Raw genomic sequence first — 16,133 nt, forward strand, 5'->3', positions numbered from 1 at the left:
CGTTGCGGCTGCGTGCGTTACGGTGCGGCTGCGGTGGGACGTAAACGGGGGTGGTGTGCCTGTGGCACACCACCCCCGTTTGGTTCGCGGCTCCCCGTTGGGAGGCAGGAACGTTGGATTAGCGGTCGGTGGGTTGATCGTCGACAGCGCCGCCTTGCGGTGGGGACTGCGTATACGGCGACGATGACAAACCTTCGGGTGCCTGCGGGGCGTGACCGGGTGCATCCTGAACCGCAGTCGACTCAGCAGCCGTGCTGTTCCAGTCGATTGCTGGACGCGCGGTGACCTCGGGGTCGTTGGCGGGGTCGGGGATCTTGTTCGGGTCGGGCGCGAACAGGCCGTCGTCTTCACCGCGGAAGAAGTCCTTGGTGTAGATCAGCAGCGTCAGCAGCACACCCGCCGCGAAACCGGTCGTCGCACCATCGATCGCGATGATGGCGGCAACCACACCCGCAATGCCCAGGTCGGTCTTCGACCGTGCCTCGGTGACACCAACGCGCACCGACACGAATCCCTGAATCAGCAGCGTCAATGCCAAGCCGACATCGAGCGTCGGCTGCATCATCATCACGATCGGCAGCAGCCACAATCCCGTATTCGTACCCAAGCGCACGGCGGCGGCACCCGAGAAGATTGACTGCATCGCCTTCGGGCCCTTCTTGTAGCGCTCCGAGGTCGCCACGTGCATCGCCGCCCACAGGGGACCACACATGGCGCAGTCGGGACCGGCCACACCCATCACCATGTTGCGGCCACCGAAGATCAGGTGGGCGCGGTTCGGGTTGTACTTGACGTTCTCGTCCTTACGCACCGCGTTCGCTTCATCGAGCACGGCCTCGGCTTGAATCACGTCACCAAACACCACGATGTAGGCCGCGAGCACGATCGGAATCGCGGTAATGAACATCTCAATCGGCGGGAATCCCACGCCAAACACGGTGTATTCGGTGAATACCGTCATGAAGTCCGGCTGGGTAATTCCCCATTCGATAGTCGGCCACGCGGCTTCGCCAACCAGCGGCGCCACGATCACGGCAAGCAGCATTGCCGGCAAGATGCCGAAGTTACCGATTGTCGACAGCACCGCGTTATTGCGCTGCGCATTCTGGAACCACTTCGAATACATAAAGAAGATCGCAACGGCCACGCAAATACTGATGGATGCGGGGAACTGGTCGAATTCGCCACCGTCAGCAAATACGCGCTGCACGGCCGCAATACCGGCGCCGATCACGATTCCGGCGCGAAGGGCATTAGGAATGAGCTTGACGACTCTCGACGCGAGTTTGGTTATACCCAGCGTCAGTGAAAAGAGCCCCAGCAATAACTGGAACGCCACCAGCGCATGAACCTTTTGCTCCTGCGGGAACTCCTCGAGGTACATCAACAGCAGCGGGATGGCCGGGGTAATCCAGCCGGGGATCACCGGGTCGCCAAACGTCGAGTGCAGCAGATACAGCAATCCGTTCATGATGACGATTGCCAAGGCAGCCTCAAACGGCATCCCGAGTGCTTGTGTGATCAGCGGAATTGCCGCCATATCGACGGCACAGATGACCAGACCCTGCGTGTAGTCCTGCCATTCAAATCGGTAGTGAAGGAAAGGCAGCCGAATATCAAATGGGCCGGCCTTCCACGGTTTCGCGTACGAATGCGTCATGGTCGTTGTCATCTTTCATTGCAGGCATCCGGGGATGCGGGAATGAGTGCACGGTTGCGCGGGAAGAGCGTAACGACCGAAATCGAAAGGCATCGCTGGGAATTAACGGCAGATTCGGAGCCTTGAATGCCGAAGGCCGATATACACGCGCGAATAACTGAGTGTGTTTCGGTGGCGCGTTGATGTCATTCAACGACGGCAAGATTGGTGAGCTCGACGTGTCGGCGACGAGCTGGTTGCCGAGCCTGGTGCTTGAAGCCGGGTCGAGGTGCGGAGTCGGCGGGCCAGGTGCTGGCCTAGTTTTGGCCGCGGTGGTTCAGCGTCTTGATCGCGGCTGTGGTCGCCGGCAGTGCCGGGCAGACCGATTCGCTGCCAAAGAGCAGGTCGAGTGCGGCCTCGGCTTCTTCGGCCCGGCCCTCGCGCGCAAGCTGTTTGGCACGCATCGTCGGCCCGTGCATCAGCGCACCACCGAGCTTGCGCATCGCAATCGCCGTCTCTTCACTCTTGGCATAGCGCGCGATTTCGGCCTCAAGCTGCGACGAAACGTGCTTGCGGAACCGAATGATCGCATCCGAAACCCGCTGTTCGGCACGCGACTGGTCAAACTCGAGTGCGGCGCGAGCAACGATGCAGCGCGCGAGCTCAGCGGTACCGAGTTCTTCGAGCGGGGCGTGCAGGCGCAGGGCCTCGAGGTCGAGCACATCGACGCCGTCGAGCTTGCCGACCATCGGGTCGACGTTGCGGGGCAAGCCCAGGTCGATGATGAGCTTCTTGGCCGACGACCCTGCAGTTAGGCGGGTGTTGCGCAGCAGATCGAAGTCGATGACGTAGTTGTCACTGTACGTGCAGGTGATGACGACATCGGCAGTTGCGAGCACTTCGTTGAACTCGGGGCGCGTGACCGGGGTGATGCGGTAACGCTCGCCGAGCGTGTGCTCGCGCTGCGAGGGGGAGTAGACCGAGACGTTGCCGACGCCGCGGGCTTCGAGGGCTTTGAGGGATGCGCCGGCGTACGCACCGGTGCCGATGAGCAGCACGCGTGCGGTCGACCAATCGGCGACCTGCGATGCCGCGAGATCGAGGGCCAGGCTTACTAGCGAGCGGCCCGAGTTCGTGAGCGTGGTCTTGGCGCGCACGCCCTTTGAAGTTTCTGCTGCCGAGCGGAAGAGGTCGTCGAGCACGCTGGTGGTGAGCTTCGCTTCGAGCGCCTGCTGGTAGGCGCGGCGCACCTGGCCGCCGATCTCGGCTTCGCCCACAACCACCGATTCCAAACCAGAAGAGACAGCAAAGAGGTAGGCCGGGACTTCTTCGTTGCCGACGACGCGTACGCCGTCGCGGAGCTCTGATTCGGCGATGCCGACCACGGCGGCGAGGGGCGCAAAGAGGGCATCGACTGCGTCGGTGTCGTCGACGTGCAAGTAGATCTCGATGCGGTTGCAGGTAGAGAGGACCACCGAACCGAGCACGCTGTCAGCGTCGCGAAGCACCGCCTCCAGGGCGGGAACCGGAGTCGACGAGAGTCGTTCCAGAAGCGAAAAACCAGCGCTGCGGTGGTTGGCACTCAGACACACGAGCATGATCGCCCCAGTCTAGCCCGCTTGCGAGCGCTTTTGTGGGTCGCTCGCGGATGGCGTGCTGCAACTGCGGTGCTGCGGTGCTGCGGTGATTGGCGTGCTGCGGTGCATCAAAATGCGCGATTTCTTGAGCGTGCTGGGCGATTTATTGGCGTTTGATGAGTCGCAGCACACGAACGCGGGTGGCTCGGCGTCGTTTCGCTCATCATTTTGAGTGTGTTGGCGCGAATCGGTGTGGATGCGGCCGGTTTTGATGAGTCAGACGACGCCGTGCCTAGGCGGCATAAGGAACGACCATCGATACGTCGCGGCGACAGGCAGGCAGCGCCCGGATGCAGGAAGCGGTCGAGTGTAGGAAGATTGGCCCATGACTGTTCTGCCAGCCGACCATCCGCTCTGTACTCGCACCGCTAACTCACCGCTGGTGCAAGCATCCCGCGGAAACCGCACCGACACGCTGCCCGTGTGGTTCATGCGCCAAGCCGGTCGGTCGCTGCCCGAATACCGCGAACTGCGCGAAGGTATCGACATGCTCGACAGCTGCCTGCGCCCAGAACTCGCCAGCGAAATCACGCTGCAGCCGGTACGCCGCCACGGCGTCGACGGTGCCGTGTTCTTCAGCGACATCGTGGTACCGCTCAAACTGCTCGGCGTTGATGTCGACATCGTTCCCGGCCGCGGTCCCGTATTTGCTGCACCAATGCGCGATGCGGATGCGGTGCGCGAGTTTGCTGCCAAGGTGCGCGGCGAGATCACGCCCGAGATTTTTGCCCCCATCACCGAAGCGGTCAAGCTCACCGTGGCCGAGCTCGGCGACACCCCACTGATCGGCTTCGCCGGCGCACCCTTTACGCTCGCGGCCTACATGGTCGAGGGCGGTCCGTCGAAGGATCACCTGCGTGCTCGCGCACTCATGCGCGCCGAGCCGGATGCGTGGCTCGAGTTGGCTGCAGCAATCGGCGAGCTTTCAGCTGCGTTCCTGGAAGCACAAATCCTTGCCGGTGCCTCGGTCGTGCAGCTGTTCGACTCGTGGGCCGGATCGCTTTCGCGCGCAACCTACGCGTCTGCCGTCGCCCCATCCAGCGCAATTCCGCTGAAGCGCGCGGCACAGTTCACCACGCCCGATGGCGAGCGGATGCGGTCGATTCACTTTGGTGTGGGTACCGCCGAACTGCTCACTGCCATGCACGAAACCGGCGGTGACGTGCAGGGCGTTGACGACCGCATCCCGCTCGACGAAGCCATCGCACGCCTCGGCAGCAACGTGCCGGTGCAGGGCAATATCGACCCGGCCGCGCTCTTTGCCGGCGACGACCACCTGCACGCACACGTTCGCGACGTCGTGCGCCGCGGCTACTCGGCCCCAGCGCACATCGTGAACCTCGGCCACGGCGTGCCACCGCAGGCCGACCCGACCGTGCTAACGCGCCTGGTCGAGTTCATCCACACCCTGCCCGCAACGGCAGGCGCCGCGGTTCACACCGGGGAGTTCTAATGCGTCGCGTCGACGTGATCGGTGCCGGGCCTGCGGGACTGGTCGCGGCTCGGTGCGCAGCGCAACTCGGTGCGCGCGTGCGCGTGTTCGAAGCGGGGCAGATTGGCGGGATGATTCAGCCCGCGACGCTGCGTGCGGGCGGCGATACTGACGGTGCCGTCACGATCGACATCGGCGCCGAAGCCTTCGCCGTGCGCGGCGGTGCGGTCGCGACGCTGATTGACGAGCTCGGCCTGAGCGGCGACGTCGTCGCACCGCGCGCGCTCGGTTCCTGGGGCTACGCCGACGGCCGCGCCTACCCGATGCCCAAGGGAGGCCTCATCGGCATCCCGAGCGACCCCGACGACGTGCGCCACGTGCTTACCGCCGCGGGAACCGCATCCGTCGCCGCTGAATCGACGCTCGACGCCACCGTCGGTGCCGACGCCACGACCCTCGCGGAGTTTGTGCGCGCGCGCTTCGGTGACGAAGTGCTCGAGCGGCTCGTCGCGCCGGTGAGCCGCGGTGTCTACTCGATCGATCCCGAAGATGTCGACCTCAACGCGGTGCTGCCTGGTATCGCCGAGCAGGTGCGCGAACACGGATCGGTCGCCGCAGTGATTCGTCACCGCCGTGCGCAGGCAACACCCGGCGCGCTCGTCAACACCGTGCGCGGCGGCATGAACCGCGTCATCGCTGCGTTGGCGGCGCAGTGCCGCGAACTCGGCGTCGAGATCTGCGAAGGGCGTGCCGCGACCTCGCTTGCGGGTGATGGCAGCGCGGATGCGGTGATCGTGACCGTGGCCCCGTCGCCGTCGTTCCCGTGGTTGCGAGAGCTGCAGATCGCATCCGGCATCGCTGCCTCGACCGACGCTATCGACGCCGCGCAACTCGCCGCATCCGACACCGTTGCTGCCGAAGTGGTGGCGCTGCTGCTGGATGCGCCAGAACTTGACGCGTATCCGCGCGGTACTGGCCTGCTGGTGGCGTCCGGCACAGGCACCGACCGCCAGGTGCGCGCGAAAGCGTTGACCCATGCGAGCGCGAAGTGGGAGTGGCTGCAGGACGCGGCCGCTGGTCGCCACGTGGTGCGGCTCTCGTACGGCCCGCAGCCGGGGCAGAGCACCGCCGCCGAACCGCAGACCACGTCGATGTCGGACGCCGATGTGGCGCGCCTGGCGCTCGCGGATGCCTCGGAGCTGCTTGGCGTGCGGCTTTCGGATGCACACCTGCTCGACCTTGGTCGTCGCGTGTGGCGCATGCCCGCGCCGCCGACGCGACTCGGGCGGGCCGCGCTGCTCGAGCAGGTGCGGCGTGCGGTTGGCGGGCAGGGTGCGGCAGCTCACCCGCGCGTGCACGTTTGCGGCACGTGGATTGACGGCACCGGCCTGGCGACGGTCGTGCCTGCGGCGATCGCGGCCGCCGAAGCCGCGCTGCGCTAGACGCACTGGGTGCCCGGCGCATCAAACATCGTCGGGTGGAGCCACCGCGCGTGCTCCGGCTCATCGTTTCGGTGGTTCTTGGCGTGAAAATGCCCGATTTGTTGCGTTTTGATGAGTCACAGCCCGCCGGAGTGCGAGCTGTTATCCGGCATCCGCAGCGCCGTGTGCGTTGGCTCGACTGTCAGGTGTCGTTTGACTCATCATTTCGGTGGTTTTTGGCGTGAAAACCCCCGATTCGCAGCATTTTGATGAGTCAAACGACGCCGACGGATGGTGCCGGGTAGTTGCCTTGCGAAGTAGTTGCGTAGAAAAGCGGGGTCAAGGCGGGTTCCGGGCGCGAGATGCGCGTCGGACGTGTGCGGGCAGTTGCGCCGGATGCGGGAATTGTTCGGGATGCGCGGCGCACGTTCGGCTGCGCGGCGCACGTTCGGCTGCGCGAGCCCCGCCGCTACGCGCAGCGCGCCGGACTAGACTGCCGCCTATGGACACTTCGCAGACCGCTGAATCTCGTTCGCTCACGCAATACACCCTGTATTCGGTGTTCCGTCGCCCGACCACGACTGGCGTGCCCACCAACATCGCCCAGTCGCGCGCCGACCTCGAGGCCACCGTCGCAACCTTCGCCGATCGTGGCGTCACCCTGCGCGGTTTCTACGACGTCTCGGGCTTCCGCTACGACGGTGACGTGCTCGTTTGGGTACACGGTGAAGACCCCGAGGCGTTGCAGGCTGCCGTGCGCGACATCCGCCGCACCGGCCTGTTCGCTGAACTCGAACTCGTTTGGCAGGTCGCTGGCGTACATGTCGCCGCCGAGTTCAACGACCGCCACATGCCCGCCTTCATGATGGGCAAGGCCCCCGAGAAGTGGATCACCATCTACCCATTCGTGCGCTCCTACGAGTGGTACCTGCTGCCAGAAGAAGAGCGCAGCGTCATGCTCCGCGACCACGGCATGCTCGGCGCCCAGTTCAAGCAGGTGCTCGCAAACACCGTCGCGTCGTTCGGCATTAGCGACTACGAGTGGATGCTCTCGTTCGAGGCTCCGGAACTCATTCAGCTCGTCGACATGATGCGCGCGCTTCGCTACACCGAGGCTCGTCTGCACGTGCGCGAAGAGGTACCGTTCTACACCGGCCGCCGCATCGAAGCCGCCGAGATCGCGAGCGTGCTCCGCTACGAAGCCGCTACCAACGAGGCCGGCAACTAGTGCCCGCCGAGAACTTGGGACGCAAACCCGCACCGGCCAAAGACGCACCGCTCGCCCCCGGTGCCATCGTTTCGGCCGCATCGTCGGCCTGCGCCGCCGGTGACCCGTGGGTATCCGAACCTACGCAGTACGACGGCATCCTGCTCGCATCCTTCGGTGGCCCCGAAGGCCAGGATGAGGTCATCCCGTTCCTGCGCAACGTCACTGGCGGTCGCGGCATCCCCGACGAACGTCTCGAAGAAGTTGCCGTGCACTACCGCCACTACGGCGGCGTCAGCCCGATCAACGCCCAGAACCGCCAGCTGCGCGCGGCCCTCGAAGCCGAACTGCAGCGCCGCGGGCTGAACCTGCCGGTGTACTGGGGTAACCGAAACTCCGAGCCGTACATGAACCAGGCGGTGCGCGAGGCAGCGGATGCGGGTGCCAAGCGGCTGCTCGCCCTCGCGACGAGCGCGTACTCGTCGTACTCGTCGTGCCGCCAGTACCGCGAAGACTTCGCCGATGCGCTCGAAGACCAGGGCCTGTTCGGCGAACTCGAAATCGACAAGGTGCGTCAGTTCTTCGACCACCCCGGTTTCGTCGATACCTTTGTTGAGGGCGTGCGCGACGCACTCGACTCGCTCAAGGAAGCCGACGCATCCCTCAACCTCGCCACCGACGTCGAAGTGCTGTTCACCACGCACTCGGTACCGGTCGACGACGCCAACCGTTCCGGCCCCGACACTCGCAACTTCCCCGAGGGCGGCGCCTACAAGGCACAGCACCTCGCAGTGAGCGAAGCGGTCGTGCGCGATGTGCTCGCGCAGCTGCAGGAGCGCGGCGACGGACTCTCGCAGCTCAACTGGCAGCTCGTGTTCCAGTCACGTTCGGGCCCACCATCGCAGCCATGGCTCGAGCCAGACATCAACGACGTCATCGAGACGCTGCCCGAACAGGGCCGTCGCGCGGTAATCGTGGTGCCGATCGGTTTCGTCAGCGACCACATGGAAGTGCTCTGGGACCTCGACAACGAGGCGAAGGATTCGGCCGCGGCCGCGAACCTCGCGTTCCGTCGCACGCCGACTCCCGGATCGCATCCCACCTACGTCGCCGGACTTGCCGACCTGATTGCAGAACGCATCCAGGGCACCCCGAAGGATGCGCGCCCCGCACGTACCGAGATCGGCCCCTGGTACGACGTTTGCCGCGCCGGCTGCTGCGAGAACGTGCGCCTCGGGTTCCGCCCTGCGGTTGCGGGACTGCAGCCATGACGCCCGCGCCGCTTCGAATCGGCACGCGCGGGTCGAAGCTCGCGGTGGCGCAGACCACGCAGATCGCCGAACGTATTGCGGATGCGGCCGGTCGCGAGTTCGAGATCGCGCGCGTTTCGACGCACGGCGATGTGAACCGCGCCTCGCTGAAAGAAATCGGCGGTCAGGGCGTATTTGCGACCGAACTGCGCGAGGCGCTCGCGGCCGGTGAGGTCGATATCGCCGTGCACTCGCTGAAGGATCTGCCGACGGTACCGGCCCCAGGGCTCGTGCTGGCCGCGCATCCTGAACGCGCCGATGCGCGCGATGTGCTCGTCGCTCGCGACGGGCTCGGGCTTGCCGATCTACCGGCGGGCGCGCGTGTGGGCACCGGTTCGCCGCGCCGTATCGCGCAGCTGCGGCGGGCACGTCCCGACGTCACTCCGGTCGACATTCGCGGCAACATCGACACCCGCATCGGCTTCGTCACTTCGGGCGAGCTGGATGCGGTCGTGCTCGCCGCGGCGGGACTCGTGCGGTTCGACCGCGAACGGGTCATCACCGAGATGCTGCCGCTGGATGTCTTCCCGACCGCTCCCGGTCAGGGTGCGCTCGCGGTTGAGGTGCGCGAAGGGTTTGAACTGGATGCGCTGGGCGCGGTCGATTGCGCCGCGACCCGTACCGCAGTCGAGGCCGAACGCGCCGTGCTGAACGGGCTTGACGCGGGCTGTCAGGCACCGGTTGGCGTGCACGCCGAAGTTGTCGACGGCGTGCTGTCGATTCACGGCGTCGTGTACGGCTTGGATGCGGGCCAGTCGACGCGCTGCGAGGCTCGGGCGACCGGGCCGGTCACGTTGCCGGCACCTGCGACCGGTGCGCTGACCGCGCGACCCATGGCATCCGACGATGTGCTCGCGGTGGCGCGACTCGTGGTCGAGGATTTGCTGCAGCAGGGCGCGGGCCGGCTGATTGCCGAACCGTACGCCTAAGCGACCGCGATGAACGAGTCAGGATTGGCCGGGCGCCGGGTGGCGCTGCTGAGCGATGGCGATTGGGTGGGGCCCACGCGCGAATTGCTTGCGGCGGCGGGTTGCGCGGTCGAGGTCGCGCCACTGATCGGTGTTGCGCCGGGCGACCTGAACGAGGTATTCGACGCTGCCGAGAAGCTGCGCCGGGGCGCGTTCCAGTGGCTGGTGGTTACCAGTCCGCGGGCAATCCACGCGCTGGTGGCCGCTGCCGGTTCGGCGCGCATTCCCGAGCACACGAAGGTGGCGGCGGTCGGTGACGGTACCGCCGCGGCGCTGGCCGAATACGGCATCGAAACCCACTTCATCCCGACCGAACACACGGCGCGAGCGCTGATCGCCCAGTGGCCCGACCACCGCGACGAATTGCGCGTGCTCTGGCCGCATTCCGCGATTGCGCGCACGACGATCGCCGACGGGTTCGCTGAGTTTGGCGCCGCGTTCACCGATGTGGTGGCGTATCGCCCGGTTGCACGCACGCTACCGGTCCCGCTGCGCTCGCGGCTACTTGCGGGCGAGGTGGATGCGGTCGTCGTGTCCTCGGGTTCCATCGCGCGGGAGCTTGCGGCGCAGGTTCCAGAACTCGCCACTGCCGAGGGCGCTGCCCTGACAAAGGTCGTGTCGTTTGGTCCGATCACCACCTCGGATGCCGAAGATGCTGGGCTCCGCGTGGATGCTGAGGCCGCGTCGAAGCACCCGCAAGCGGTTGTCGACGCGGTGGGCGCGGCGTTGCAGGCGGATGATCTGCGTTCGTGACTCGTCTGGTGCGTTTCGCGACGCATACGTTCTTTAGACCGAGTAACCGAGTCACGAAAGCCGGTGGTTTCGCAACATCGCCGATCGGCCGCCGCCTGTAACGGGCCAGGGAATAGACTGGCCACATGCTCGAACCCACAATTCGTCCGCGCCGTTTGCGCGCCACGCCCGCCATTCGTCGCCAGGTTTGCGAGACTCGCGTTCACCCAAATGCACTGATTCTGCCCGTATTCGTGCGCGAAGGCATCGACGCACCGGTCGACATCACCTCGCTTCCGGGGGTGCAGCAGCACACCATGGACTCGCTGCGCAAGCTCGCCAACGACTCGGCCGAAGCGGGTCTTGGCGGCATCATGCTCTTCGGTATTCCTGCCGAGCGCGACGCCTGCGGTAGCGGCGCCACCGACCCCGAGGGCATTCTCAACCGCGCGATTACCGCGGTTGCCGAAGAGGTCGGCGACGCCCTCACGGTTCAGGCCGACCTCTGCCTCGACGAGTTCACCGACCACGGGCACTGCGGTGTACTCGACGCCGACGGCCGCGTCGACAACGACGCCACCCTCGCCCGCTACGCGGAAATGGCGGTCGTGCAGGCGCAGGCCGGCGCGCAGATCATTGGCATGTCGGGCATGATGGACGGCCAGATCACGGTGGCGCGCGAGGCGCTGGATGCAGCCGGTCACCAGGATGCGATCTTGCTCGCGTACTCGGCCAAGTACGCATCTGCCTTCTACGGTCCCTTCCGCGAAGCCGTTGACTCGCAGCTTTCGGGCGACCGCCGCAGCTACCAGATGGATCCGGGCAACCGTCGCGAGGGTCTGCACGAGGTATTGCTGGACATCGAAGAGGGTGCCGACATCGTGATGGTCAAGCCGGCGATGAGCTACCTCGATGTGCTCGCCGATGCCGCAGCCGAGTCGATCGTGCCGGTTTGGGCGTACCAAGTCTCGGGCGAATTCGCGATGATCGAGGCTGCTGCGCAGAACGGTTGGATTGACCGTGAGCGCGCGATCGACGAGTCGATCGTGTCGATCAAGCGTGCCGGTGCGGATGCGGTGCTCACGTATTTCGCGCTCGAGTACGCGCGTACGCTGCGCTAACCGTCAGGCGGCACACTAACTTGCACAAAAACGCGTTCATATTGCTGTCACAGCAACATGAACGCGATTTTGTGCAACTTAATCCGTTATTCATCGGCAAAGAGTTTGGAATCCGCCGCGTTGGCCCGCCGCCTAGGCGACGCCCGCAGGCCTTGACCGCCCCGCAGATCGACACTGCCTAGACTGTTGGGGTCTGAACATCTTCCAAGGAGAATTCATGAGCGCATCCGCTGATTGGTTTGACCGTGCCCGCAAGGTGACTCCCGGAGGGGTGAACTCCCCGGTTCGCGCATTCGGCTCGGTTGGCGGCACCCCGCCGTTCACCCACTCGGCTGAAGGCGCCTGGATCACCGACATCGACGGCAACCGGCGCGTCGACCTCGTCTGCGGTTGGGGGCCGCTGCTGCTGGGCCACTCGCACCCCGAGGTTGTTGAAGCAGTTCGCGAGACCTCGGCGCGCATGATGTGTCCTGGAGGCTCCACGGTTGGCGAAGTTGAGCTCGCCGAAGAGATCGCCAAGCGCGTGCCGGCACTTGACGAGGTGCGCCTGGTGTCGACCGGTACCGAAGCGACCATGACTGCGATTCGTCTGGCGCGCGGCGTTACCGGCCGCAATCTCATCATCAAGTTCGCCGGTTGCTACCACGGTCACTCCGACGGTCTGCTCGCCGCAGCCGGTTCGGGTCTGGCAACGCTGGCACTGCCCGGTTCGGCGGGTGTGCCCGAAGCCATCACCTCACAGACCATCGTGGTGCCCTACAACGACCTCGAGGCCGTTCGCGCCGCGTTCGCCGAGCACGAGGGCCAGATCGCGGCGGTTATTACCGAAGCATCGCCCGCCAACATGGGTGTCGTGCCACCGGCTGCCGGGTTCAACCGCGAGCTCGCCGAGATCTGCCACAGCAACGGCGCACTGATGATCTGCGACGAAGTACTCACCGGTTTCCGCACGGGACCTGCCGGTTGGTGGGGTCGCGAGCAGCAGGACTCGACCCGCGGCGGCTGGGAACCCGACATCTTCACGTTCGGCAAGGTCATCGGCGGCGGTCTACCGGTTGCCGCGCTCGGTGCGCGCCGCGAAATCATGGAACACCTCTCGCCAAACGGTGGCGTCTACCAGGCCGGTACGCTCTCGGGTAACCCGGTTGCGGTTGCCGCGGGTGTGACCACGCTGCGCTTGGCGGATGCGGCGGCATACGCAGCCGTCGATGCTGCGGCCGACCGTGTGGTCGAGCTTGTGGCCACCGAATTCCAGCGTGTGGGCCAGCCGTTCGCCGTGCAGCGGGTGCGCAACCTGTTCTCGTTCGCGTTCGGTGACGGCGCTGCGCTCGGATGGTCGGGCAAGGATGAGTTCGGCAACGCTTCGCCGATCAACGAGGCTGAGGTTAAGCGTCAGGAATCGTTCCGCTACCCGGCGTTCTTCCACGCCATGCTCGACGGCGGCGTGAACATGCCACCGAGCGTGTTCGAGGCTTGGTTCCTTTCGGCGGCCCATGACGACGCGGCGCTTGAGCAGATCGCGAAGGCCCTGCCGAAGGCCGCCGAAGCTGCTGCGGCGGCAACCGCCTAGGCCAGCAGCAGGCTAGTCAGCGGCAGACTCAGCAAGCGGCAACTACAAGCACGCCGCGCGCGACACGCACTCGTCCCGCGCGCATCCGCACCAACACCGCAAACTGAGCGACGCTCAATAACGCGAATTGTCGGGGCTATACCCTCGGGTAGACGGGCAACACCGTGAACCGTCATGCATCCCCACCAGGATGCAAACAGCAGGGTATGGCCCCGTTTTCGCGCGCAAAGGACCCGAAGTTGACCCCACTCGACGCCCTCGAAACCCGCACCCCACAAGAGATCGCCGAGCACTTCGGCGTCGACGCCGAACAGGGCCTCAGCGCTGCCGAGGCGGAGCGTCGCCTCAACGAATACGGCCCGAACGAACTGCGCACCACCGAGCGCGAGTCGGCGTTCGTGCGATTCCTGCGGCAGTTCGCCGATCCGCTCGTGTACCTGCTGCTCGTGGCCATCGGGATCTCGGTGGTTGCGTGGGCCGCCGAAGGGGCCGAGGGCCTGCCGATCGACGGCATCGTGGTCGCGGTGATCGTGCTCGCGAACGCCGTGCTCGGGTTCGTGCAAGAGAACAAGGCTGCCGATGCCGTTGCCGCGCTTTCGGCGATGACCGCGACGCGCGCCACGGTGCTGCGCGACGGACTCATGGTGAGCGTGCCCGCATCCGAAATCGTTGTGGGCGATGTGCTGGTGCTCGGTGAGGGGGATGCGGTCGGTGCCGACGCGCGCCTCGTTTCGGCAACTTCGCTGCAGGTGCAAGAAGCCTCGCTCACGGGCGAATCAACCGGCGTCACCAAGTCGGTCGACACCCTTGATGCCCCACAGCAGATCGGCGACCGCGTCAACCTGGTGTTTAAAGGCACGGCGGTTGCGCGCGGCGTGGGTCGCGCGATCGTTACCCGCACCGGCATGGACACCGAGATGGGTCGAGTGGCGACACTACTGGATGCGACCGAGTCGGAGCCGTCGCCGCTGGAACGCGAGATTGCGCGCGTTTCGCGCACCCTGGGCATCCTGGTGATTGCGATCGCCGTCGTGGTGATGCTGGCGCTGGTGCTGGTCAACGGCGTGCACTCGGTGGCCGAGGCGATTCAGGTGCTGTTGCTGGGCGTATCGCTCGCGGTCGCGGCCGTACCCGAGGGCTTGCCTGCGATCTTGTCACTGGTGTTGGCGATCGGGGTGCGGGTGCTCGCGCAGCGCAACGCCGTCATGAAAGACCTGCACTCGGCCGAGACGCTCGGTTCGGTGTCGGTGATTGCCTCTGACAAGACCGGCACACTCACGAAAAACGAGATGACGGTGCGCGAAGTGGTGACCGCATCCGGTCGCGTCACGCTCGAGGGCGTGGGCTACACGCCCAAGGGCAAGCTACTGGCGCCGTCACTGGCGGTGCTCGCCGAAGCCGCACTCGTGCTCAACGGCGGGGCGCGCGCAAACAACGCGCAGCTCGCCAAGGTGGATGGCAGCTGGCAGATTCAGGGCGACCCGACCGAAGCCGCGTTCCTCGTCGCTGAGCGCAAACTCGAGGCGGCGGGCCCGATTCCGGCGCTGGAACGCTTGGGCGAAGTGCCGTTCTCGTCAGAACGCAAGATGATGTCGGTCATCGGCCGACGTGAGGACGGAACCGCGAGCATCCTGGCCAAGGGTGCCCCCGACGTCCTGCTCGACCGCTGCGCATCCGAATACGTCGACGGCAGTGAAGTGCCACTCACGGCAGAGCGACGTGACTATTGGCAGGCGCAGATTCGTGACCTCGCCGAGCAGGGATACCGCACCCTCGGTGTGGCGTTGCGCGACGCCGACGAGTGCGAGTGCGACGCGTTCGACGACTCCTGCGAACGCGACCTGGTGTTTGTCGGTGTCGCGAGCATCATCGACCCGGCGCGCGATGAGTCGGTGCAGGCCATTGCCGAAGCGCACGGTGCCGGCATCAAGGTCGTGATGATCACCGGCGACCACCCGATCACCGCGGCACGTATCGCGCAAGATCTCGGCATCGTTGGTGCGGGGGAGCAGGCACGCACGCTCACCGGCGCGCAGTTAGATGCGATGGATGCGGCCGCGCTCGTCGAAGCGGCCCGCGACGTTTCGGTCTATGCTCGCGTTTCTCCCGAACACAAGCTCCGCATCATCGCGGCACTGCGTGAGGGTGGCGCGATCGTATCGATGACCGGCGACGGTGTGAACGATGCCCCGGCGCTGAAATCGGCCGACATTGGCATCGCGATGGGCATCACCGGTACCGAGGTGACCAAGCAGGCCTCGCACATGATTTTGGGCGATGACAACTACGCCACGATCGTTGCGGCAGTGCGCCAGGGCCGCGTGATCTTCGACAACATCAAGAAGTTCATGCGCTACCTATTGAGCTCGAATATGGGCGAGGTCGCGACGATCTTCTTGGGCGTCGTGTTCGGTGGCCTGATTGGCCTGGCCGACCCTGCGAACCCGGCGGCGACCGTGGTCCCGCTGCTCGCGACACAGATTCTTTGGGTGAATCTGGTGACCGACTCGGGTCCGGCGCTCGCGATGGGTGTTGATCCCGAAGTTGACGATGTGATGGCGCGGGCGCCACGTCGTCCGGATGCACGCGTGATTGACGGTCACATGTGGTCACGAATGATCAGCATCGGCCTGGTGATGGGCGTTGTGAACCTGGTGATCTATGACCTGATGCTGCCCGGCGGCTTCCTTGCGGGCATGACCGAAGGCGTGCCCGAGTCCGAGCAGCTCGCGGTGGCGCGCACGACGGTGTTCACTTCGCTCGTGATGATGCAGCTCTTCAACGCGCTGAACAGTCGCTCGGATATGTCGAGCGCCTTCACGCACCTGTTCTCGAACCGCTGGCTGTGGATTTCGTTTGCGGTGGCGATCGTGGCGCAGATCGCGGTGGTTGAGGTGCCGCTGCTGCAATCGGCCTTCGGCACGGTCGGGCTGGATGCGGTGCACTGGTTGATTGCGGTGGCTGCGGGCGCTTTCGTGCTCGCCTTCGAAGAAGTCGTCAAGGTCATTCGTCGCAGAGTTATCCACAGGTAGCAGTGGTAGCACTTTTCGTGTTTTACAGTGTTTTATTGAAAGCTAATAAAGTTAGGTAATCGTA

At 65.3% G+C, this 16,133-nt stretch carries 11 protein-coding genes; 9 read left to right on the forward strand and 2 right to left on the reverse strand.

Annotation, left to right across the window (positions count from 1 at the left end; genetic code table 11):
- Nucleotides 1-118 precede the first annotated feature (118 nt).
- Both ZBI01S_RS05235 and ZBI01S_RS05240 read right to left on the reverse strand, forming a co-directional pair.
- A complete protein-coding gene (locus tag ZBI01S_RS05235; protein ID WP_110477047.1) occupies nt 119-1,660 on the reverse strand; it encodes a benzoate/H(+) symporter BenE family transporter in 1,542 nt (513 codons plus the stop codon).
- A gap of 296 nt (nt 1,661-1,956) precedes the next feature.
- Complete coding sequence (locus ZBI01S_RS05240; protein WP_066057382.1) at nt 1,957-3,237, reverse strand: glutamyl-tRNA reductase; 1,281 nt, start codon at nt 3,235-3,237, stop codon at nt 1,957-1,959.
- Nucleotides 3,238-3,601: 364 nt separating this feature from the next.
- On the opposite strand from ZBI01S_RS05240, the gene hemE reads away from it, so the two are divergent.
- The 9 genes from hemE to ZBI01S_RS05285 all read left to right on the forward strand — a co-directional run bounded on the left by hemE (nt 3,602) and on the right by ZBI01S_RS05285 (nt 16,069).
- Nucleotides 3,602-4,729, forward strand: coding sequence for a uroporphyrinogen decarboxylase (hemE, locus tag ZBI01S_RS05245; RefSeq protein WP_066057385.1), 1,128 nt, complete (start codon nt 3,602-3,604; stop codon nt 4,727-4,729).
- Nucleotides 4,729-6,150 carry a protoporphyrinogen/coproporphyrinogen oxidase gene (locus ZBI01S_RS05250; RefSeq protein ID WP_066057387.1) on the forward strand — a complete coding sequence of 474 codons (1,422 nt, stop codon included), beginning with the start codon at nt 4,729-4,731 and terminating at the stop codon, nt 6,148-6,150. The genes hemE and ZBI01S_RS05250 overlap by 1 nt, the downstream gene beginning before the upstream one ends.
- A 481-nt stretch (nt 6,151-6,631) precedes the next feature.
- The gene (gene hemQ, locus ZBI01S_RS05255; RefSeq protein WP_066057389.1) at nt 6,632-7,357 is read left to right on the forward strand and encodes a hydrogen peroxide-dependent heme synthase; all 726 of its coding nucleotides are present in this window, start codon (nt 6,632-6,634) and stop codon (nt 7,355-7,357) included.
- Nucleotides 7,357-8,607 (forward strand): ferrochelatase, encoded by a 1,251-nt coding sequence (locus tag ZBI01S_RS05260; RefSeq protein WP_066057392.1) that lies wholly within the window; start codon nt 7,357-7,359, stop codon nt 8,605-8,607. The genes hemQ and ZBI01S_RS05260 overlap by 1 nt, the downstream gene beginning before the upstream one ends.
- Entirely contained in the window at nt 8,604-9,575 is a 972-nt protein-coding gene (hemC, locus tag ZBI01S_RS05265; RefSeq protein ID WP_066057394.1) for a hydroxymethylbilane synthase, read from the forward strand. Before ZBI01S_RS05260 ends, hemC begins: the two co-directional genes overlap by 4 nt.
- A 9-nt stretch (nt 9,576-9,584) precedes the next feature.
- Nucleotides 9,585-10,367, forward strand: a complete 783-nt coding sequence (locus tag ZBI01S_RS05270; RefSeq protein WP_066057397.1) for a uroporphyrinogen-III synthase — start codon at nt 9,585-9,587, stop codon at nt 10,365-10,367.
- Between the two features lie 125 nt (nt 10,368-10,492).
- The gene (gene hemB, locus ZBI01S_RS05275; RefSeq protein ID WP_066057400.1) at nt 10,493-11,467 is read left to right on the forward strand and encodes a porphobilinogen synthase; all 975 of its coding nucleotides are present in this window, start codon (nt 10,493-10,495) and stop codon (nt 11,465-11,467) included.
- Between the two features lie 217 nt (nt 11,468-11,684).
- Entirely contained in the window at nt 11,685-13,037 is a 1,353-nt protein-coding gene (gene hemL / locus ZBI01S_RS05280) for a glutamate-1-semialdehyde 2,1-aminomutase (RefSeq protein ID WP_066057401.1), read from the forward strand.
- A 206-nt stretch (nt 13,038-13,243) separates the two neighbouring features.
- A complete protein-coding gene (locus tag ZBI01S_RS05285) occupies nt 13,244-16,069 on the forward strand; it encodes a cation-translocating P-type ATPase (protein WP_066057404.1) in 2,826 nt (941 codons plus the stop codon).
- Nucleotides 16,070-16,133: the final 64 nt, after the last annotated feature.

The organism is [Zimmermannella] bifida NBRC 103089 (assembly GCF_001570925.1).
Taxonomy (GTDB): Bacteria; Actinomycetota; Actinomycetes; order Actinomycetales; family Microbacteriaceae; genus Gulosibacter; species Gulosibacter bifidus.